The 19,510-nt window shown below is 56.4% G+C and carries 19 protein-coding genes; 6 read left to right on the top strand and 13 right to left on the bottom strand.

The annotated features are described in order from the left end of the window. Nucleotides 1–85: 85 nt before the first annotated feature. Nucleotides 86–955 (top strand): LysR family transcriptional regulator, encoded by an 870-nt coding sequence (locus AAIE03_RS12710; protein ID WP_029569720.1) that lies wholly within the window; start codon nucleotides 86–88, stop codon nucleotides 953–955. Here the strand turns inward: AAIE03_RS12710 and ybaK are convergent. From ybaK to AAIE03_RS12690, 4 genes are all read right to left on the bottom strand, one after another. Further along, on the bottom strand, nucleotides 952–1,431 hold the full coding sequence (gene ybaK / locus AAIE03_RS12705; protein WP_013024930.1) for a Cys-tRNA(Pro)/Cys-tRNA(Cys) deacylase YbaK: 480 nt from the start codon (nucleotides 1,429–1,431) through the stop codon (nucleotides 952–954). The genes AAIE03_RS12710 and ybaK overlap by 4 nt on opposite strands. A gap of 183 nt (nucleotides 1,432–1,614) precedes the next feature. After that, nucleotides 1,615–2,418: a TraB/GumN family protein gene (locus AAIE03_RS12700; protein ID WP_013024931.1), complete on the bottom strand. Its 804-nt coding sequence runs from the start codon at nucleotides 2,416–2,418 to the stop codon at nucleotides 1,615–1,617. Nucleotides 2,419–2,493: 75 nt separating this feature from the next. After that, a complete protein-coding gene (gene copA / locus AAIE03_RS12695) occupies nucleotides 2,494–5,004 on the bottom strand; it encodes a copper-exporting P-type ATPase CopA (protein ID WP_498563025.1) in 2,511 nt (836 codons plus the stop codon). 501 nt (nucleotides 5,005–5,505) lie between these two features. Next, a complete protein-coding gene (locus AAIE03_RS12690) occupies nucleotides 5,506–5,838 on the bottom strand; it encodes a hypothetical protein (protein WP_013024933.1) in 333 nt (110 codons plus the stop codon). 421 nt (nucleotides 5,839–6,259) lie between these two features. Here AAIE03_RS12690 and cueR point away from each other — a divergent pair, with 421 nt between their 5' ends. Then, nucleotides 6,260–6,676 (top strand): Cu(I)-responsive transcriptional regulator, encoded by a 417-nt coding sequence (gene cueR / locus AAIE03_RS12685; RefSeq protein ID WP_072138613.1) that lies wholly within the window; start codon nucleotides 6,260–6,262, stop codon nucleotides 6,674–6,676. Here cueR and AAIE03_RS12680 read toward each other — a convergent pair. From AAIE03_RS12680 to tesA, 5 genes are all read right to left on the bottom strand, one after another. Continuing rightward, entirely contained in the window at nucleotides 6,652–7,110 is a 459-nt protein-coding gene (locus AAIE03_RS12680) for an NfeD family protein (RefSeq protein WP_014606416.1), read from the bottom strand. The two genes, cueR and AAIE03_RS12680, sit on opposite strands and share 25 nt — an antisense overlap. Beyond that, on the bottom strand, nucleotides 7,110–8,024 hold the full coding sequence (locus tag AAIE03_RS12675) for an SPFH domain-containing protein (protein WP_014606415.1): 915 nt from the start codon (nucleotides 8,022–8,024) through the stop codon (nucleotides 7,110–7,112). The genes AAIE03_RS12680 and AAIE03_RS12675 overlap by 1 nt, the downstream gene beginning before the upstream one ends. Before the next feature lie 58 nt (nucleotides 8,025–8,082). Further along, nucleotides 8,083–8,940, bottom strand: a complete 858-nt coding sequence (locus AAIE03_RS12670) for a co-chaperone YbbN (RefSeq protein WP_072138614.1) — start codon at nucleotides 8,938–8,940, stop codon at nucleotides 8,083–8,085. A 79-nt stretch (nucleotides 8,941–9,019) separates the two neighbouring features. Further along, a complete protein-coding gene (locus AAIE03_RS12665) occupies nucleotides 9,020–9,793 on the bottom strand; it encodes an SDR family oxidoreductase (protein WP_042676335.1) in 774 nt (257 codons plus the stop codon). Nucleotides 9,794–9,813: 20 nt separating this feature from the next. Beyond that, nucleotides 9,814–10,437: a multifunctional acyl-CoA thioesterase I/protease I/lysophospholipase L1 gene (tesA, locus tag AAIE03_RS12660; RefSeq protein WP_176697700.1), complete on the bottom strand. Its 624-nt coding sequence runs from the start codon at nucleotides 10,435–10,437 to the stop codon at nucleotides 9,814–9,816. Between tesA and ybbA the strand changes: the two genes are divergently transcribed. Further along, complete coding sequence (gene ybbA, locus AAIE03_RS12655) at nucleotides 10,405–11,091, top strand: putative ABC transporter ATP-binding protein YbbA (RefSeq protein WP_013024940.1); 687 nt, start codon at nucleotides 10,405–10,407, stop codon at nucleotides 11,089–11,091. The genes tesA and ybbA overlap by 33 nt on opposite strands. Beyond that, nucleotides 11,088–13,505: a putative ABC transporter permease subunit YbbP gene (gene ybbP / locus AAIE03_RS12650; RefSeq protein WP_072138615.1), complete on the top strand. Its 2,418-nt coding sequence runs from the start codon at nucleotides 11,088–11,090 to the stop codon at nucleotides 13,503–13,505. Before ybbA ends, ybbP begins: the two co-directional genes overlap by 4 nt. 43 nt (nucleotides 13,506–13,548) lie before the next feature. On the opposite strand, the gene purK is transcribed toward ybbP, so the two are convergent. Beyond that, the gene (gene purK / locus AAIE03_RS12645) at nucleotides 13,549–14,613 is read right to left on the bottom strand and encodes a 5-(carboxyamino)imidazole ribonucleotide synthase (RefSeq protein WP_072138616.1); all 1,065 of its coding nucleotides are present in this window, start codon (nucleotides 14,611–14,613) and stop codon (nucleotides 13,549–13,551) included. After that, nucleotides 14,610–15,119: a 5-(carboxyamino)imidazole ribonucleotide mutase gene (purE, locus tag AAIE03_RS12640; RefSeq protein ID WP_014593107.1), complete on the bottom strand. Its 510-nt coding sequence runs from the start codon at nucleotides 15,117–15,119 to the stop codon at nucleotides 14,610–14,612. The genes purK and purE overlap by 4 nt, the downstream gene beginning before the upstream one ends. A gap of 267 nt (nucleotides 15,120–15,386) precedes the next feature. Here purE and AAIE03_RS12635 point away from each other — a divergent pair, with 267 nt between their 5' ends. Beyond that, entirely contained in the window at nucleotides 15,387–16,709 is a 1,323-nt protein-coding gene (locus AAIE03_RS12635; RefSeq protein ID WP_498563024.1) for a DUF2254 domain-containing protein, read from the top strand. Here the strand turns inward: AAIE03_RS12635 and lpxH are convergent. Both lpxH and ppiB read right to left on the bottom strand, forming a co-directional pair. Beyond that, nucleotides 16,685–17,401, bottom strand: a complete 717-nt coding sequence (lpxH, locus tag AAIE03_RS12630) for a UDP-2,3-diacylglucosamine diphosphatase (RefSeq protein WP_072138618.1) — start codon at nucleotides 17,399–17,401, stop codon at nucleotides 16,685–16,687. The two genes, AAIE03_RS12635 and lpxH, sit on opposite strands and share 25 nt — an antisense overlap. Then, complete coding sequence (ppiB, locus tag AAIE03_RS12625) at nucleotides 17,401–17,895, bottom strand: peptidylprolyl isomerase B (protein ID WP_014593110.1); 495 nt, start codon at nucleotides 17,893–17,895, stop codon at nucleotides 17,401–17,403. Before ppiB ends, lpxH begins: the two co-directional genes overlap by 1 nt. A gap of 214 nt (nucleotides 17,896–18,109) precedes the next feature. Here ppiB and cysS point away from each other — a divergent pair, with 214 nt between their 5' ends. Continuing rightward, nucleotides 18,110–19,495 (top strand): cysteine--tRNA ligase, encoded by a 1,386-nt coding sequence (gene cysS / locus AAIE03_RS12620; RefSeq protein WP_072138619.1) that lies wholly within the window; start codon nucleotides 18,110–18,112, stop codon nucleotides 19,493–19,495. The last annotated feature ends 15 nt before the right edge of the window (nucleotides 19,496–19,510 follow it).

The raw sequence follows: 19,510 nt of genomic DNA, 5'->3' as shown, positions 1-19,510 counted from the left end.
CAATCTCCTTTATTCAGGCTGCGCATTCTCCCACGATAAAATGCTAAGATAAAATGATCATCTATCGATAAAAGCGATGGTTCTCATGCGTTACTCACCGGAATCTCTGGAAGCCTTTGTCCAGACCGTTGCCAGCGGCTCGTTCTCAGCCGCCGCGCGGGCGTTAAAAAAAAGCCAGTCTACCGTCAGCGTGGCTGTGGTTAATCTGGAAGCCGATCTCGGTTTCGCCCTGTTTGACCGGCGCGGCCGCCAGCCACAGCTCACCGAGCAGGGGCGACGCGTGCTGCCTCAGGTGCAGCAAATCCTCGCCGCCAGCGAGCGACTGGATGCGCTGGCGACGCGCTTGTCCGAGGGAACAGAGCCGCGGCTCAGCGTTGCAGTCTCAGATTTTTGGCAAACGCATTACCATCAGCGACTGCTTAAGCAATTTGATCAGCATTATCCTGATGTCGAGCTGGAAGGCATTGCGGCGGAAGATGATGATGTCGTTGAGCTGTTGCAAACCGGGCGTGCGCATATTGGGGTGATTCGTGCACAGCCAACGCTGCCGGCTGACATTGCGATCGCGCGCCTGCAGGTTGATGCTGAATTAGGAGTTTATCTGCATCGTGATCATCCCCTGGCGTGGGAAACCACGATCAGCGAAAGTCAGCTCGAACCTCTTCGTCACCTGCGCCTCAATACCTGGACCGATCGTCGTGCACCGACTTTCCAGGGGAGAGCCTGGTCTGCTCAAACCTATTATGTGCTGCTGGAGATGGCGGAACAGGGCTTTGGCTGGAGTATTTTACCCCGTTGGCTGGTGAAACAGTTTGGACATGGTGTTTTAAAGGAGTTGCCCTTACCAGGATGGCCGCAGCGCATCGCGGTTGACGTCGTCTGGTCGCGCCGCAATCCACCCGGTCCTGCCGGGCGCTGGATGATTGATGAACTCTGCGCACTGCAACCGGCTTAGTCGCGTCGGGCAATATCCGCTAAGGGTGCCTCCAGCAGCCGTGACAGATCCTGTGGGCTTAACTCGATATCCAGCCCGCGCTTACCGCCGGAAATAAACAGCGTCGCAAAGGCATTTGCAGAGCTGTCGATCACCGTAGGCAGGCGCTTTTTTTGGCCCAGCGGGCTGATACCGCCCACCAGATAACCGGTGATGCGCTGGGCCAGCATGGGATCGGCCATCTCGGCTTTTTTGGCATTGAACGCTTTTGCCACTTTCTTGAGGTCGAGCTGAGTGGCGACGGGCGTAACGGCCACGGCAAGGTGTTTCGCCTCGCCGTTCAACGCCACCAGCAGGGTTTTATACACCTGCCGGGCGTCCAGGTTGAGCTTACGAACCGCTTCGTCGCCAAAACTGGTTTCGTTACTGTCATGCTCATAAGGATGCAGTGTGAAGCTGACCTTTTGTTTTTCCAGTAGTTTTACCGCGGGCGTCATTGTTGCCTCATATTCAGAAAAATCTTATTACGTATTAATGAACAATAAATGTGGCGAAATAATGTGCTTTAGGCGAGAATTGCCACGCGCCAGCAATCCTGTTGTTGGCGACAACTAAAATCATTAACACATTCCTCTTTGAAGAGCCGATATGACTGTCGGCTCTCTTTTTTTTGCCGTGAGTTATCTGACGCGCATCATTCCCGGCAGGTTATTCTCGCCATATAAATGCAGAGCGCCGACCGCGACGACGTATCGACCCGAAGGCAGGCGACGTAAATGATCACACCACTGGCTGTTACGCTGGCTAATCAGCGTGTCGTTCAGGGTCTGACTGAATGTCGCTGGCAACGCAATCTGGGGATCGCGTGGCGGGCTTTCCAGCCACCAGCTCACCATCGTTTGCAACATGCGTGCGTTGGTGTGCCAGTGGGTCAGCGTATCCGCCAGCAGCGCCATGCCATCGTCGGGCAAGGATTTCAGCAGGGTGATTTGCGCCTGCGCACCTTCCAGTTCAATCACGGGTTTATCCATCGCCCGCGCGGCCTGTAGCAGCTGATAATCAATACCGAAATCAGGACGTAACCCCAGCCGTTGGGCCTGCTGGGCCTGTAGCATCAGCGCAATCTGCCAGGCCGGTAACGTATCAAACCGGCTCAGGGACAGACCGGTTTCGTTGCACAGTGTTTCAAGCTTCGCCAGCGCATCATCATCCATTCTGGCGATCAGTGGCGGACGCTCTTCCGTGTTTTCAAATGGCGATCCTCCCTGGGTAATATCCGCTTCAACCACCAGCGCATCGGCTTTTTGCAACTGCTGTAGCAGCCGGACCGGCAGGGGCTGCATGTCACGGGTGCCCATATGAATGCTACCCACCAGATGAAACCGGCATTCGCCCGACTGAATATCCACGGCGGGCCAACGATAGCTGGCTGGAAAAAGCGGATTAATCCAGTTACGTAAACGTTGCAAAAGGCGCGCTGTCATTCCCTGTCCTTCACTGTTTGAAAGCCACCATGCTAGCGGGATCCCGTTGCGAAAGACAGAGCAGGGCAGTTATTGCTAAACGCGTGGCTTATAGCGCAACAGGCGGTTAGCATTGCTCACCACGGTTATTGACGACAGCGCCATGGCGGCACCGGCAAAAACCGGGCTAAGCAACAGGCCGGTAAAAGGAAAGAGCACGCCTGCCGCCAGCGGAATACCGATAACGTTGTAAATAAACGCGCCAAACAGATTCTGCCGGATATTGCCCAGGGTGGCGGAGGCAATCTTTAAGGCATCCACCACGCCATGCAGATCGGCCCGCATGAGCGTAATCGCTGCGGTTTCTACCGCCACATCGCTGCCGCCGCCCATCGCAATACCGACATCAGCCTGCGCCAGTGCCGGAGCATCATTGATACCATCGCCCACCATGGCAACCTGCCTTCCTTGCTGCTGTAGTTGGCTTATCGCATCGGCTTTACCTTCGGGCAGTACGCCTGCAATCACCTCATCAATACCGACTTCATGCGCAACAGCCCGGGCCGTATTTTCATGATCCCCGGTCAGCATAACCAGTCGGTAACCCGCTGCATGCAGCCGCTGCAGTGCTGCTTTCGCTTCAGGGCGCAGCGTATCCCGCAAGCCAATCAGACCGGTAAGCTGTCTATCCTGTGCCAGTAATACCGGGGTTGCCCCTTGCCGGGTGAGCCTGTCAATTTCAGCCCGCGCCGGTTGGCAATCCACGCCGTAATCGTGTAACAGACTGACATTACCCAGTAACAGCTGTCTGCCATTGAGTATGCCGCTTACGCCTTTGCCGCGTATTGTACGAAATTGCGCAATCGCGGGCGTTGCTGCGGTACCCGCTTCCGCCAGGATCGCTTTCGCCAGTGGGTGACCCGATGTCTGTTCCAGCGCCGCCGCCGAAGACAGGACCGAATCGCGCGTGCTGCCGTTCCAGCTCATCACCTCGGTCACCTGCGGTGTGCCCCTTGTCAGCGTGCCGGTTTTATCAAACACCAGCGTATCGATACGGCTGGCGCGCTGCAGTGCATCGGCATCGCGTACCAGCACGCCGTATTCGGCGGCGCGGCCGGTTCCGGCGATAATCGACATGGGCGTGGCCAGGCCCAGCGCGCAGGGGCAGGCAATAATCAGCACTGTGGTGGCCACCACCAGCGCGTAGGCAATCTGAGGCGCCGGACCGGCGGTATACCAGACTGCGGCGCTTATCAGGGCGATAAGCACCACCACCGGCACAAACACGGCAGAAATACGATCGGCCAGACGACCCACATCTGGCTTACTGCTCTGGGCTTTACGGACTAACTGAATGATGCGCGCCAGCGTCGTATTGCCACCGGTCGCGCGGGCAATGAAGCGTACTGTCCCGTCCTGCACCAGGGTGCCGGCAAACAGACGATCGCCCTGCGTTTTGCTTTGCGGCACCGCCTCACCGGTCAGCATGGCCTCATCACACCAGGCTTCACCGTCCTGGACTTCGCCATCGACCGGCACGCGATCGCCCGCGACCAGCCGCAGGATCATGCCGGGCTGTACCGCGCTAACCGGCATTGAGGTTTCACCCTGTTCCGTTACGACTCTTGCCTGTTCCGGCGTCAGATCGAGCAGGTGTTCCAGGGCTCGCGAGGAACGCTGACGCGCGCGTTGTTCAAGCGCATGGCCCAGATTGATCAGGCCGAGAATCATTACGCTGGCTTCGAAGTAGAGATGACGCGCCTGCAGCGGGAAGAACGCCGGCCAAATCACCACGCTAAAGGAGTAGATCCAGGCGGCGGCGGTGCCCAGCGAGACTAAGGTATCCATTGTCGCGCTGCGGTTGAGCAGGCTGCGCCAGGCACTGCGGTAGAAGTGACCGCCCGTGGCGACCATCACCAACAGCGTAACCGTGCTCAACACCAGCCAGGTGGTATGATTGTCCTCGGTGAGCATCATGTTGTCGCCCAACATGCCCCAGATCATTAACGGCACGCCAAACAGCAGTGCAAGTCCCGCCTGCCAGCTAAAACGTCGCATGGCGCGTCGGGCGCTGCGCTGCTGCTTTTCACGGCGTTGCTGTTCGTCTTCGACCACTTCCGCCCCATAGCCGGCCGCATCCACGGCGGCGACCAGCAGATGGGGTGCCACATTGCCCATCACCAGCGCGCTGCGTTCGGCCAGATTCACGCGGGCCTGTTGCACACCACTTACCTGCTCAAGGGCTTTCTCAACCCGGCTGACGCAGCTGGCGCAGCTCATCCCGTCAATTAACAGCACGTGAGCGGGCTGATTTTCAGTTGCCGGAAGAGGAGAAGACTCCGTTGTCAGCGCCTCCGGCGGCGGCTCTGCTGCTGTCAACGGCTCAGGCTTTGGGCTGGAACCCGCAGCTTTTAATGTTGCATGGTAGCCCGCTTGTTCAACGGTAGCGATCAGCGCGGTAGCGTCTGCACGGCCTGACACGCGGGCTTCCTGTTGAGTAACCTCCGCCAGCTCGACATCGTCGCGCTGTTCGAGCGTATCTTTGACGCGTTTTACGCAGTGGCCGCAGGACAATCCGTCCAGCGCCAGAACAATCGTGTTTGACATGGTTGACTCCTTTATCAGATGTGCGGGGTTGATCGTTGAGATGTGACTGTTATTCAGGTTAAACCTTCCCTCAAGGGGAAGGTCAAATCCTGAATGGCCAGATAAAGGAAGTTTATTCACCGGTGGTGTACCCGGCTTGCTGGCGTTGACATGACTCAGGACGCCACAAGAAGAAAGCCCCGCGTAACCTGCACTGTCCAACTTTTGCGGCAGTCCAGATAAGCAGGGCTTTTTTTGACTTTCATTCGGCTTAAAGGCGTGCAAGCCCGCTGATGAAAAGGGGTGACGAAATGACGGCCAGCCCTGCGCTTACTGCTGAGGCTTCATCCTGTTCGATCATGCCTGTCGCTCAATATAAACACAGTTCCGTGCTTCGCCAGATAAGCGGGACTGATTTACCTGCTATCCGCGTTAACGGGATCGAAATTTCGCTGTTCCCTTGCTGTGCAACGGTTTTCGCCAGGCATGCTAAACCCTTTGCAGGCACGCAGGATGAGTCAATTACCCTTTGGGTCTGGTAAAGAAGACCAGCGTCCCGATAATGATGTCGCCAATAACCCAAAGGGTGCCGATCGCCATTAAACCTAAACCTGCTCCAAGCGCAGCACCGGCTTTTTCCGCATCGGAAGCCGCGTTATTGATAACGTCGCCACTTCCACCTAATCCTGCGAACAGGCAGTACACCATAAGAATGTTAAACAGAATGAAAGTCCACTTAACCATTTTGCCAAAAAAAGAGCGACGCGGCTTTCTGAGCTGCCTGGCACATGATGGACAACGTAATGCTGAATCACTCACTTCCTTATGACATTCTGGACAGCTGACTAAAGCCATAATCCAATCCCCTATACTTTAATGATGATAATGATTTGTTACAAACTGGCGGGATTTTATCGGAATTTTCTGCGTTGACAAGCGTTATCATCTTATTTTTTATAGGATTGATGACAGATTGACCGGCTAACCAGTTTGTTTTGCACTCAGGCGCGTTTTGGCATTACTCAGGTTAACCGGAAGCGTCAGCCGAAGGCCTCTGCAGCGACCGCGTTTACTCAGATACCGGGACGAGAACCCTTTTACCTGGCAGGGTGATCTATAATCTCCTGCATGAAATGCCTTGTTTTCCACCTGTTCTCAGGTGCAAAACGACAGAGTCGGGCACGAGTGAAGTAGAATCAAACACTGATTTAGCCCGGCAGCTCACGGGCTGGGCCTTTTGGAAGCGCCCCTATAGGGGAAGATCAGGAAAACTGTTATGAATATTAGTACCGTGGCGAAAAAGACCGGGCTAACCAGTAAGGCTATTCGTTTCTATGAAGAAAAGGGCGTAGTCACGCCCCCGCTGCGCGGCGATAACGGCTACCGCCATTACAATTCACACCATCTTGATGAGCTGAATTTATTACGCCAGGCACGGCAGGTGGGTTTTACCCTTGATGAGTGCCGCGAGCTGGTCGGGCTGTTTAACGACCCTGAACGCCACAGCGCGGACGTTAAGGCGCGTACGCTGCAGAAAGCTGACGAAATTGCTGCGCATATTGAAGAACTGCAAGCCATGCGCGCACGCCTGCTGGCGCTGGCGGCGGCCTGCCCGGGTAATGACAGCGCCGATTGCCCGATCATCAATAACCTGGCAGGCTGCTGCAGTCAGGGTGACGGCACGCGAGACTGAATGCGCAGTGTAATACCTTCCACAGCTACCACTTCAACCAACGTACCGGCAGGAAGATTCTGGTCTGCCTGAACGCGCCAGCTGCTGTCGCCAACGCGGACGTGACCGATACCGTTTTGCAACGCAGTGTCCAGGGTCAACTGCAGGCCGATCATCTGGTTGCCGCGCTGATTAAGGGAATTTGGCTGCTGGTTGCGCTCGCGATAGCGCATTACGCGATGCCAGATAAATACGCTCGCCAGCGTTAATGCGGCAAACAAAGAGCCCTGGGCGGTCCAACTGAGCGGCAAAGCCCATTCTGTGATACCGACCAGCATGGCTGCGAGCCCGCTCCAGAGCAGGTAGCCATTTGTGCCGAGCATCTCAGCCGCCAGTAGCAGCCCGCCCAGCGTCAGCCAGAACCAGTGCGGATGGGCAACAATCTCACTCACCATCAGCGTTTCGACTCGCTGCGGGTTTCTTTTAACAGCTCACCAATTCCGCCGATCGCACCCAACAAGCTGCTGGCTTCCAGCGGCATCATCACCACTTTACTGTTACTGGACTCACCAATTTTTTGCAGCGCATCCGTGTATTTCTGCGCCACAAAGTAATTTATGGCCTGAATATCGCCGGCGGCTATCGCTTCCGATACCATTTTCGTGGCGCGGGCTTCCGCTTCCGCCTGACGTTCACGGGCTTCAGCCTGCAGGAAAGCCGACGTTCGTTCCCCTTCCGCTTTCAAAATCTGCGCCTGTTTTTCCCCTTCGGCCCGCAGAATTTCCGCCTGCCGCACACCTTCCGCCGCCAGAATATCGGCTCGTTTAGTACGCTCCGCTTTCATCTGGGCGTTCATGGCGCCAATCAGCTCCTGTGGCGGACGAACATCACGAATTTCAATACGGGTGATTTTTACGCCCCAGGGATTGGTGGCTTCATCAACGATATGCAGTAAGCGGGTATTAATGCTGTCTCGCTGAGACAGCATCTCATCCAGTTCCATGCTGCCCAACACGGTGCGCATATTGGTCATAGTGAGGTTAAGAATCGCCAGCTCCAGATTGCTGACTTCATAGGCGGCCCGCGCCGGATCGATGGCCTGGACAAAACAGACCGCATCAATCGTGACGTTGGCGTTATCTTTGGAGATGATCTCCTGAGAGGGAATATCCAGCACCCGTTCCATCATATTGATCTTATGACCGATACGATCCATGAAGGGAACAACCAGACTCAGGCCGGGCTGAAGCGTGCGGGTGTAGCGGCCAAAGCGTTCGACCGTCCACTGATAGCCTTGCGGAACGATTTTGACGCCGGACCATACGGTGACCAGGGCGACCAGGATGAGAACAGGAATCACGGTGAGCATATAACCTCCAGGTTGTCAGATGAACGGGCCAAATCGTTCGGCCCGTTTTCTGCTTACATCAGTAAAGCAGGGAATAGAGCTGGCGGCGATAGCGTGCGGCAAGCGCATCGCCCGTGCCCAATGCCGCCAGGATCTCCTGCAACATTTTACGCGCCTGGCCGTCAGCGGCGTTCAAATCGCGTTTAATGACGTTAAACAGCAGTTCCAGCGCTTCTTCATTACGCCCGACCTGATGCAGCTGCAGCGACAGTTTGGTCGCCAGTTCAGCGTTATCCGGGTCGCTTTCCAGCTGTGATTGCAGCTGCTGAATTTCAGGCGTATCGGCCGCCTGTTTCAGTAAATCGATCTGGGCGATCAGGCTTTGATAACGGGTGTCCTGATCCTGCAACGGCACGGCGTTGAGTACCGTTTCTGCTTCATCGCTACGGTTCAGGGTAATCAGCACTTCCGCCAGCAGAAAACCAATTTCGCTGTCTTTATTACTGAGCTGCCATGCCTCTTTCAGCAGCGGTAAAGCGTCCAGCGGTTTGCCTTCCTGTATCAGCGCCATCGCCTGCTGGGCTTTTAACTCTTCCTCACGCGGCAGCACTTTTTCCAGCAGGGCGCGCACGGCGTCTTCCGGCTGTGGCCCCTGGAAACCGTCAACAGGCTGGCCGTTCTGGAACAGGTAGACGGTGGGAATGGAGCGTAACCCAAATTGCGATGCCACCCTTTGCTCTTTATCACAATCCAGTTTGGCAAGAATAAACTGGCCTGCGTATTCCTGAGCCAGTCGCTCCAGCAGCGGCGTCAGTTCCTGGCAATGTTGGCTGCGATCCGACCAAAAGTAGAACAGCACCGGTATCTGCATTGACTGCTCAAGGGTCTGTTGCAGGTTGGATTCGTTAATGTCGATAATCGAAGCGTGTGGTGACATGACTAAGTCTCTTTGCAGAAAATGTTTAAAGAATATGGGGCCGACTGGCCCTGCTTCAAGCTGTATTCGCGCAATACCTTTACTGACTGCGAATTATGCGATCCAGTATCCAGCCTGGCAGCGCGCGTTTCAACAGGCCCATCGCGTGTGCGACCAGTGTCACCGGATAACGCAAACGCGGATGTTTGCTTTCGAGCGCATGGCGCAGCTTAGGTAAAATGGCCTCAGGCGGCAGCGTAAATCGCGCGGCCAGACCGGGATTCAGCACAGGATTATCCTGCTCACCCTGCGTCACATTATCGGTGAATCGGGTCTGGATTGGACCCGGTTCAATGAGGCTGACGCGCACGCCGCTTGCGTGCAGCTCCATGCGTAACGCATCGCTCCAGGCTTCCAGCGCATATTTACTGGCGGCATAAACGCCCCGACCCGGCGTGGAAATCAGGCCTAACACCGAACTGGTATTCACGATCCGGGCATTGCCAAAAGCCTTCAACGCCGGAAGCAGCCGCATAGTGAGTTGGTGGGTGCCAAACACATTGCTGGAAAATTGCTGTTCAAATTGCTGACGCGTGATGGTGCTTAACGGACCATAGGTGCCGAAGCCGGCGTTATTAAACAGGGCAAACAGCCGGTTACCGGTCAGCGCCAACACCTCATCGGCAGCGCGGTCAACGCTCTCTGCGTCGTCCAAATCCAGCATCAGCCCCGTAAAGCCGAGGCTTTGCATGCGCGCCACGTCGTCGGCTTTTCGGCAGGCTGCAATAACGTGATAGCCGCGAGCCAGCAGGTCATTGGCTGCAACCAGGCCAATACCGCTCGAACAGCCCGTGATCAAAATGGTTTTTTGCATGTGTTACCTTTTTTGCACAACTACTGCTTAACTAATGGGGCCAGTTCTTTCGCCATCAGTTCAGCGATAAAGGGTTGGGCGTCAGGATTGGGATGAATACCATCCTGCTGCATCCATTCGGGTTTTAAATAAACCTGCTCCATGAAAAAGGGCAGTAAAGGAATATCGTGCTGTTTCGCCAACTGCGGATAAATCGCGCGGAACGCATCCGTATAACGGCGGCCGTAGTTGGCGGGTAAACGTACCTGCATCAGGATCGGTTTAGCCCTGGCGATTTTTACCTGCTCGATGATGGTGCTTAACGTTTGCTCAATATCCTTTGGCGGAAAGCCACGTAAGCCGTCGTTACCGCCCAATTCGATTAACACCCACTGCGGTTGGTGCTGTTTTAATAGGGCAGGTAAGCGCGCCAGTCCTTGTGCGGCGGTATCGCCGCTAATACTGGCATTAATCACTCTGGGCTGCTGCTGCCAGTTTTTATCGAGCAGGCTGGGCCAGGCTTTACTGGCCGACATTTGATAGCCTGCACTCAGGCTGTCGCCCAGCACCAGCAACGTATCGGCCGCAGCAAGACGGGACACCAACAGACAGCACAATAACAGGAAAGGATAATGCCAGCGGAAAACATTCTTGAAGTTCATCATCTTACTAAGTCCGTGGGTCAGGGAGAGCATCAGTTAACCATCCTTACCGGAGTTGAGTTAGTTGTCAAACCAGCTGAAACAATCGCCCTGATTGGCGAGTCAGGATCGGGCAAATCTACGCTGCTGGGGATTCTGGCCGGTCTGGATGACGGCAGCCAGGGCGAGGTGCATCTGCTGGGCCAGCCCTTGCATCAGATGAATGAAGAGCAGCGGGCGGCCTTACGTGCGCAGCAGGTAGGATTCGTGTTCCAGTCTTTTATGCTGGTGCCAACGTTAAATGCGCTGGAAAATGTCCAGTTGCCTGCACTGCTGCGCGGTGAGAGCGACCGTCAGAGCCGTGACCAGGCACGGGAACTGCTCACGCAGTTAGGCCTGGGTGAGCGTTTGCTGCATCTGCCCGCGCAGTTATCCGGTGGTGAGCAGCAACGCGTCGCGCTTGCCCGGGCCTTCAGCGGTCGTCCGGGCCTGCTGTTTGCCGATGAGCCCACGGGGAATCTGGATCGTAAAACGGGCGAGCGTATTGTCGATCTGCTGTTTTCCCTCAACCGCGATTTTGCCACGACCTTGATTCTGGTCACTCATGATGAACAGCTGGCGGCGCGCTGTAACCGACGCTTGCGTCTGCGTGACGGCAAACTGTGGGAGGAGCAATGATCTGGCGCTGGTTCTGGCGTGAGTGGCGTTCGCCCTCACTGTTAATCGTCTGGCTGGCACTCACTCTGGCGGTGGCCTGCGTGCTGGCGCTGGGATCAATCAGCGACCGGATGGAAAAAGGGCTGAGTCAGCAGAGTCGCGACTTTATGGCGGGCGATCGTACCCTGCGCACCAGCACGGCGGCACCGCCCGACTGGCTGGCGAAAGCGCAGCAAGCGGGATTATCGGTTAGCCGTCAGCTGAGCTTTATGACCATGACCTTTGCCGGCCAGACGCCGCAGCTGGCGTCGGTCAAGGCCGTCGATAACCACTACCCGATGTTTGGCGAGCTGCAAACCCGCCCGCCGGGCCTGAAACCTCAGCCCGGCACGGCGCTGGCCGCTCCGCGCTTAATGGCGCTGCTTAACCTCCACGTGGGCGATGAACTCGATGTGGGAGATACCACGCTGCGTATTGCCGGAGAGGTGATACAGGAGCCGGATGGCGGTTTCAATCCGTTCGAAATGGCGCCGCGTTTACTGATTAATCTGGCCGATGCCGATAAGACCGGCGCGATCCAGCCCGGCAGTCGCATCACCTGGCGCTACAAGTTTGCTGGCACCCCTCAGCAGCTGGAAAACTACGACCGCTGGATAACGCCGCAAATAAAAACCGGTCAACGCTGGATCAGTATTGAGAACAGCGAAGATGCGCTGGGCCGTTCAATGCAGCGCGCGCAGCAGTTTTTGCTGTTATCGGCGTTGTTAACGCTGATGCTGGCGATCGCTGCCGTGGCCGTGGCAATGAGCCATTATTGCCGAAGTCGTTACGACCTGGTGGCGGTGCTGAAAACGCTGGGTGCTACGCGCGGCGCGCTGCAAAAGCTGATTATTGGACAGTGGCTGGCGGTATTGCTGATGGCGGCCGGAGCGGGCGGGGCAGTCGGGCTGGGCGTCGAAGCCCTCTTGATGAGAATGCTTAAACCCGTTCTGCCCGCATCCCTGCCTGATGCGAGCCTGTGGCCGTGGGTATGGGCCACGGGGTCGCTGTTTGTCATTTCCCTGCTGGTGGGATTGCGTCCTTATCGCCTGCTGCTGGCGACGCAGCCCTTGCGCGTATTTCGGCGCGATGCCGTCGCCACCGTCTGGCCGCTGAAAATCTACCTGCCGGCGATGGTCGTGGTGGTGGTGGGGCTGCTGGCGGCGCTGGTGGGCGGCAGTAACATGCTGTGGGCGCTGCTGGCGGGCGTGGTGGTGCTGGCGGGGCTACTGGCGCTGCTTGGCTGGGGCACGTTACTGCTTCTGCGCCGTCTGACAGTGCGAAATCTGGCGCTGCGTCTGGCGATTAATCGGCTACTGCGACAGCCCGCGATGACGCTGAGCCAGCTTGCCGCGTTCTCACTGTCGTTTATGTTGCTGGCCCTGCTGCTGGTGATGCGGGGCGATCTGCTGGATCGCTGGCAGCAGCAGTTACCCGCAGACAGCCCGAACTTTTTCCTGCTTAACATGACGGCCAATCAGGTGCCGCAGGTGCGTGATTTCCTGCAGACGCATCAGATTAAACCAGAAACCTTTTATCCCATCGCACGGATGCGGCTGAGCGAGCTGAACGGCCAAGCCGCCGATCCTGAACGGGATAATGCCCTTAACCGTGAGCTCAACCTGACTTCGCTGGCGGCCCTCCCTGCGCATAATCCGCTGGTGGCGGGCAACTGGCCGCCTGCCGTGGGGGAAGTGTCTATGGAGGCCGAGCTGGCGGAGCGGCTGGGGGTGAAGCTGGGAGACAGCTTAACGTTTGAGGGGGATACGCAACAGTTCAGTGCCAAAATTACCAGTCTGCGCAAGGTTGACTGGGAAAGCCTGAAGCCAAACTTCTTCTTTATCTTTCCACCCGGTGCGCTCGACAGCCAGCCGCTGACCTGGCTCACCAGCTTTCGGCTGGACAATAACCCCACACTGCTGGCGCAGCTAAACCGTGAGTTCCCGACCCTGAGCCTGCTGGATATTGGCAGCATCATGCGTCAGATCGGACAGGTGCTGACCCAGGTCAGCCAGGCCCTGGAGATTATGGTGGTGCTGGTGACCGCCTGTGGCATATTGCTGCTGATGGCCCAGATTCAGGTGGGCATGCGTCAGCGCCGTCAGGAACTGGTGGTGTACCGCACGTTGGGTGCAGGCAAGCGACTGCTGCGGACGACCTTGTGGTGCGAGTTTGCGCTGATTGGCGTGGTGTCTGGCGTTGCGGCCGCAGTGGGGGCTGAAGCGGCGCTCTGGGCGCTGCAGCGTAAAATCTTCGATTTCCCGTGGCAGCCCGATTGGGCCTTGTGGCTGGCGTTACCGTTGTGTGGCGCGTTGTTGTTGTCGCTGTGCGGAGGCTGGCTGGGCGTGCGTTTGCTCAAGGGCAAAGCGCTGTTCAGGACATTCGACGGCGCATAAAAAACGCCGTGCGCGGCAAGGCTGCGCACGGCGTCAGTCCGTCTTAAAGCTTGTCTGTGGCCCAGCGAATACCGCTGGCATATTCAGCCGGCAGCAGGGGCAGAAGCGCATGCAGTGCAGCTTTGAGTCGGGGCTGATCGCTGTCGGTGAGGTTCAGATGGCCCACCTTGCGACCTTGCCGAACCGCTTTGTCATACCAGTGCAGATGGACAAGCGGCTGCTGTAGCCAGTCTGGATTCACATCGGTGCCAATCAGGTTGATCATGACCGAGGGCGCAATGACGACCGGCTGGGGCAACGCCAGCCCCAAAATCGCGCGCAGATGCAGTTCGAACTGGCTAATCGAGGCGCCGTTCTGCGTCCAGTGTCCACTGTTATGCACCCGCGGCGCCAGCTCATTAATCAACAGACCCTGAGGCGTCACAAAACATTCCATCGCCATCACGCCAACGTAGTCAAGCGCGTGAAGGATCGCGCCCAGCATTCCTTCGGCCTGCTGCTGCTGTTCCACATCTGCCTGGGGAAAAGCGACGCTGGTCCGCAGAATGCCTTCTTCGTGCAGATTATGTGTCAGGGGATAAAACACGGTGCTGCCGTCCTGGCCGCGCGCGCCGACCAGCGACACTTCACCTGAAAAGTGAATGCCCTGTTCGACGATACACTCGCCATAGCAGTCGTCGGGTAACGTGGCCGTTTCGCTGGCCCGTAAACGCCACTGACCGCGACCGTCGTAACCCCCGGTGCGGCGTTTAACAATCGCCAGTTCACCCAGCCGAGAGAAAACCGCAGGCCACTCGCTTTTATCCGCCAGCAACTGCCAGGGCGCAGTCGCCAGATTAAGCTCGTCCAGCAGTTGCTTTTGCGTCAGGCGATCGGCCAGACGCGGAAAAATATCGCGGTTCACAAAGGCCGGATGATTCGCCAGCTCGCGCGTCAGAGCGGTTTCGGGCCAACGCTCGATTTCGGCCGTAATCACGCTTTCGGCGATAGGCAGGGCGGCGGGATCGGCATCCAGCCCCACGGGATGAACGGCAATGCCCATCGGCTCGCCCGCCTGGCGCAACATGCGGCCAAGCTGACCGTTACCCAGTACGCAAACCGGCTTCATGCGTCCTCCCGCGGATCCGGATTATCCAGCACTTCATCGGTCTGCGCCTGACGCCAGGCGGCCAGACGAGATGACAGCGCGCTGTCGTGAATCGCCAGAATCTGCGCGGCCAGTAATGCCGCATTGGCGGCACCGGCTTTACCGATTGCCAGCGTGCCGACCGGAATACCACGCGGCATTTGCACAATAGAGTAGAGGCTGTCGACGCCGCTCAGCGCCGCGCTCTGCACCGGCACGCCCAGCACCGGCAGCAGGGTTTTTGCCGCCAGCATGCCAGGCAGGTGCGCCGCGCCACCGGCGCCGGCAATGATGACCTGAAAGCCGTTATCTGCAGCCGTTTCGGCAAAGCTAAACAGCTTGTCTGGGGTACGGTGCGCTGAGACCACTTCCACATGGAAGGGCACGTCCAGGCTGGAGAGGATTTCCGCAGCGAACTGCATGGTGGACCAGTCACTTTTGGAACCCATAACAACAGCGATGCGGGCCGGGGCGGCATTCGACGACATGCGGTCAACTCCTGTGAATGAAAACACACCTGACCAGGCGGACAGGTTTTGAAGGGCAAAGAGAATAGCATGAGAAGGGCGCAAGGAAAACGGTTGCGTCGGGATTACACGTCGCGCTGGCGGGGTTTTATCGACATTCTGTTCTCTGACGTTGACGCGCAAGAAACGCTGAACTTTAGTTAACAGAGTTGCAAGGTGACTGACATGATGAGCCGCGCTGCACCCGGTTGGTAAGGGATGACGTTAACTGACAGAAAGAGGAACAGGATGATTTCACGCTGGCAACTGATTTTCAGACAAGCAGGCAGAAAACTGTGGTTCAGGGCAACTTTATTTGCCCTTGCTGCGGTTGTCAGCGCCCTGGCCTCCATTGTCTTTAAATCTGCAATTCCCCCCTCGGTTTCGGTAAAGGTGGGGGCTGACGCAGTGGACAATATCCTGAATATTCTGGCGTCCAGCATGCTGGCGGTCACCACGTTTTCCTTGAGTACGATGGTAACGGCGTTTGGTTCAGCAACTACCCATGTTACGCCGCGTGCCACGAAACTGGTCGTTGAAGACAGTACAACACAAAATGTTCTCGCGACCTTTATTGGCTCTTTTTTGTTTAGTCTGGTCGGCATCATCGCACTGAATATGGGGGCTTATGGTGAACAGGGGCGAGTGATCCTGTTTGCGGTCACGCTGGTGGTCATTGCATTAATTCTGGTGACGCTTCTGCGCTGGATTCACCATCTCACCTCGCTTGGCAGCGTAGATGAAACGACCTCACGTGTGGAACGCATGGCGCTTGATGTTTTTAGCGCGAGTGCTCAATCCCCTTGTTTCGGCGCCAGGCCCTGGCGGGAAAGCGATCGTCAACCTGCGGGCACGTTTGCTGTTTATTCGGACGCTATTGGCTATGTTCAGCATATTGATATGGACAGGTTACATAAGGCGATGACAGACAGTCCTGTACATGTTTACCTGGTCGCGCAACCCGGATTTTTTGTTCATCCCGCCCGCCCGGTCATGTATGTCACCCACGCCCTGCCTGCGGAGCAACGCAAACTGATGTTGTCTGCCCTGACAATAGCCGCGTCTCGCACTTTCGCCCAGGATCCACGTTTTTGCCTGTGTGTGATGGCAGAAATCGCCTCGCGTGCGCTGTCGCCTGCGACTAATGACCCTGGCACCGCTATCGATGTGATCGGGCGAGCCGTAAGAATACTCTCCTGCTTTGCACGCGAATGTGCGGTGCCAACGGTGATCTATCCCGCCATTCACGTCGCGCCCTTGTCAGTAGACGCATTATTCGATGATTTTTTCTCACCTGTCGCGCGAGACGGCGCGGCGATAAAAGAAGTGCAGTTACGGTTACTTAAGGCGCTGGGCATGTTGTCTGTCGCCTGGCCGGATGCGTACCAGGCTGCAGCGTTGCGTCATGCGCATGAAGCCATGGCATACCTGGCGCGGGAAGCGATCATCCAGACGGACAGAGCACGAATTGAGCGCACATGGCGTGAACAATTTGGTGCAGACTATCCCCATCCCTTCCTGGATGAGAAGCTAAGCGATTCGCCCTGTCAGAAGTCGAAATCGATCAGCTGAATGCCGCTAGCATCGAGTTGAATCATGGATCCCCGACTGTGCCAGGCCCCTAATACGGCACGCTGAGCGTTTACGCCATTCAGCGGCAGATCGTGAATTGCGGGACGGTGCGTATGCCCATGAATCAGCAGTGGCGCCTTATGCTGAAGCATGGCATCGATCACGGCCTGTTGATTCACATCCATAATCTCCAGCGACTTATGCTGATTGGCCTGTTTACTGTTGGCGCGCATACGTTCTGCGATGCGTTTGCGAATAAACAGCGGTAACGCCAGGAACAGACGTTGAATCCAGGGATTGTGGACTTTAGCGCGGAACTGCAGGTAACCCACATCGTCGGTACACAGCGTATCGCCGTGCATAATCAGCACTCGATGGCCGTAAAGCGTCAGCACGCGCGCTTCAGGCAACAGCGTCATGCCGCTGGCGCGGGCGAAACGTTGACCGATTAAGAAATCGCGATTGCCATGAATAAAGTACACCGGAACAGGCACGGATCGCAGGGCATCAGCAACCTGTTGATGCAGGGGATTGGGATCGTCATCGCCTATCCAGGCTTCAAACAGATCGCCGAGAATATAGAGCGCGTCGCAGTGTGGGGCTTCGCGCTGTAAAAAATGCAGAAAACCGGCGGTGATCGCCGGTTCTTCCTGACACAGATGAAGATCTGCGATAAACAGCGTGCGCGGCATTACTCGCTGACGGTCACTTTCTGGATCACAACGTCGTCTTTCGGCACGTCCTGATGCATACCGCTGCGGCCGGTTGAAACGGCTTTGATTTTCTCAACCACATCCATACCTTCAACCACTTCTGCAAACACACAGTAACCCCAGCCCTGCAGGCTTTCGTCACGAAAGTTCAGGAAGTCATTGTCAGCCACGTTAATGAAAAACTGTGCGGTCGCAGAGTGCGGGGCAGAAGTCCGCGCCATCGCCAGCGTACCTTTGGTGTTTTTCAGACCGTTGTTGGCTTCGTTACGGATCTCTTCTTTGGTGGCTTTCTGCTTCATGCCGGGTTCAAAACCGCCACCCTGAATCATAAAGCCGTTAATCACACGGTGAAAAATGGTGTTGTCGTAGAAACCTTCACGGCAGTAATCCAGGAAGTTCTTTACGGTTGCGGGCGCTTTGTCATCGAAGGTCTTGATCACGATATCGCCATGGTTAGTCTGGAAAGTTACCATTTTTTTCGTCCTGTAAAGGTTGTCGTCAGTAGCATAGGGTGCGCGGTTAGGGTGCACACGCCTTTTTCTCGAACGTTCTTATATCATAATTTCCGATAATACGTCAGCCAGGCTGCGCAGTTGGCTTGCTTTGCATCGCGTGACAGATAAAAATACGGCACAATATCAGGATACTTAAAACGGTGCGTTACGCACGCTTACTACGGAAACCCCAATGCTGAAGATTTATAACACCCTGAGTCGACAAAAAGAGGAATTTACCCCTATTCATGCTGGCCAAATCGGCATGTATGTCTGCGGCATCACGGTGTATGACCTCTGTCACATTGGGCACGGGCGCACGTTTGTGGCGTTTGATGTGGTATCGCGCTATCTGCGTTACGTCGGTTTTGACGTAAATTACGTGCGCAATATTACCGATATCGACGACAAAATTATCAAGCGTGCCAACGAGAACGGCGAGAGCATCGAAACCCTGACCAATCGCATGATTGCCGAGATGCACAGCGATTTTGATGCGCTGGGCATTTTGCCGCCAGATCGGGAACCGCGCGCCACGCGCCATATTCCGGAAATCGTCGAGCTGGTGGAAAAGCTGATTGCCCGCGGTCATGCCTATGTGGCGGAAAACGGCGATGTCATGTTTGATGTGCTGAGCGATGTGGATTACGGTGCGCTATCGCGTCAGGATCTGGACCAGCTTCAGGCCGGCGCCCGCGTTGAAGTGGCGGATGTGAAGCGTAATCCCATGGATTTCGTGCTGTGGAAGATGTCTAAAGCGGACGAACCCTCATGGCCTTCACCGTGGGGCCAGGGGCGCCCGGGCTGGCATATTGAGTGTTCAGCCATGAACTGCAAACAGCTTGGCGCGCATTTCGACATCCACGGCGGCGGATCTGACCTGATGTTCCCACATCATGAAAATGAAATCGCCCAGTCTACCTGCGCCCATGATGGTCCCTATGTAAACTACTGGATGCATTCAGGCATGGTGATGATCGATCGTGAGAAGATGTCGAAGTCGCTGAATAACTTTTTCACCGTGCGCGACGTACTGCAGCATTATGATGCCGAAACCGTGCGCTATTTCCTGATGTCCGGCCACTATCGTAGCCAGCTTAACTATGGCGAAGATAACCTGAACCAGGCACGTGCGGCGCTGGAACGTCTTTATACCGCGCTGCGACATACCGATCGCAACGCGGTTGCCCACGGCGGTGAAGCCTTCGAGGCCCGTTTCCGCGAGGCGATGGACGATGATTTTAACACTCCGGAAGCCTATTCCGTGCTGTTCGACATGGCGCGTGAAGTGAACCGTCTCAAAGGCGAAGACATGACGGCAGCCAATGCGCTGGCGGCAAAGCTACGTGAAATTGCCAACGTGCTGGGCATTCTGCAGCAGGAGCCAGAAGTGTTTCTGCAAAGCAGTGCGCAGGGCAACGATGAAGAAGTGGCAGAAATCGAACGCTGGGTGAAAGCCCGTGCCGACGCACGCGCGGCAAAAGACTGGGCGCAGGCTGATGTAGCCCGCGACAAGCTGAACGCGCTTGGCGTGATTGTCGAAGATGGCCCTCAGGGTTCCAGCTGGCGACGTAAATAACGGGCAACACAGGAG

Source organism: Pantoea sp. Ae19-2, from assembly GCF_059801205.1.
Note: the sequence above shows the minus strand (reverse complement) of the source record. Positions and strands in the feature narration are given on the sequence as shown.

What these genes read in the sequence shown, in the direction of transcription:
- AAIE03_RS12710 (WP_029569720.1), top strand. Translation starts at nt 86, where the DNA reads ATGCGTTACTCACCGGAATCTCTGGAAGCCTTTGTCCAGACCGTTGCC.
- ybaK (WP_013024930.1), bottom strand. Translation starts at nt 1,431, where the DNA reads ATGACGCCCGCGGTAAAACTACTGGAAAAACAAAAGGTCAGCTTCACA.
- AAIE03_RS12700 (WP_013024931.1), bottom strand. Translation starts at nt 2,418, where the DNA reads ATGACAGCGCGCCTTTTGCAACGTTTACGTAACTGGATTAATCCGCTT.
- copA (WP_498563025.1), bottom strand. Translation starts at nt 5,004, where the DNA reads ATGTCAAACACGATTGTTCTGGCGCTGGACGGATTGTCCTGCGGCCAC.
- AAIE03_RS12690 (WP_013024933.1), bottom strand. Translation starts at nt 5,838, where the DNA reads ATGGCTTTAGTCAGCTGTCCAGAATGTCATAAGGAAGTGAGTGATTCA.
- cueR (WP_072138613.1), top strand. Translation starts at nt 6,260, where the DNA reads ATGAATATTAGTACCGTGGCGAAAAAGACCGGGCTAACCAGTAAGGCT.
- AAIE03_RS12680 (WP_014606416.1), bottom strand. Translation starts at nt 7,110, where the DNA reads ATGGTGAGTGAGATTGTTGCCCATCCGCACTGGTTCTGGCTGACGCTG.
- AAIE03_RS12675 (WP_014606415.1), bottom strand. Translation starts at nt 8,024, where the DNA reads ATGCTCACCGTGATTCCTGTTCTCATCCTGGTCGCCCTGGTCACCGTA.
- AAIE03_RS12670 (WP_072138614.1), bottom strand. Translation starts at nt 8,940, where the DNA reads ATGTCACCACACGCTTCGATTATCGACATTAACGAATCCAACCTGCAA.
- AAIE03_RS12665 (WP_042676335.1), bottom strand. Translation starts at nt 9,793, where the DNA reads ATGCAAAAAACCATTTTGATCACGGGCTGTTCGAGCGGTATTGGCCTG.
- ybbA (WP_013024940.1), top strand. Translation starts at nt 10,405, where the DNA reads ATGCCAGCGGAAAACATTCTTGAAGTTCATCATCTTACTAAGTCCGTG.
- tesA (WP_176697700.1), bottom strand. Translation starts at nt 10,437, where the DNA reads ATGATGAACTTCAAGAATGTTTTCCGCTGGCATTATCCTTTCCTGTTA.
- ybbP (WP_072138615.1), top strand. Translation starts at nt 11,088, where the DNA reads ATGATCTGGCGCTGGTTCTGGCGTGAGTGGCGTTCGCCCTCACTGTTA.
- purK (WP_072138616.1), bottom strand. Translation starts at nt 14,613, where the DNA reads ATGAAGCCGGTTTGCGTACTGGGTAACGGTCAGCTTGGCCGCATGTTG.
- purE (WP_014593107.1), bottom strand. Translation starts at nt 15,119, where the DNA reads ATGTCGTCGAATGCCGCCCCGGCCCGCATCGCTGTTGTTATGGGTTCC.
- AAIE03_RS12635 (WP_498563024.1), top strand. Translation starts at nt 15,387, where the DNA reads ATGATTTCACGCTGGCAACTGATTTTCAGACAAGCAGGCAGAAAACTG.
- lpxH (WP_072138618.1), bottom strand. Translation starts at nt 17,401, where the DNA reads ATGCCGCGCACGCTGTTTATCGCAGATCTTCATCTGTGTCAGGAAGAA.
- ppiB (WP_014593110.1), bottom strand. Translation starts at nt 17,895, where the DNA reads ATGGTAACTTTCCAGACTAACCATGGCGATATCGTGATCAAGACCTTC.
- cysS (WP_072138619.1), top strand. Translation starts at nt 18,110, where the DNA reads ATGCTGAAGATTTATAACACCCTGAGTCGACAAAAAGAGGAATTTACC.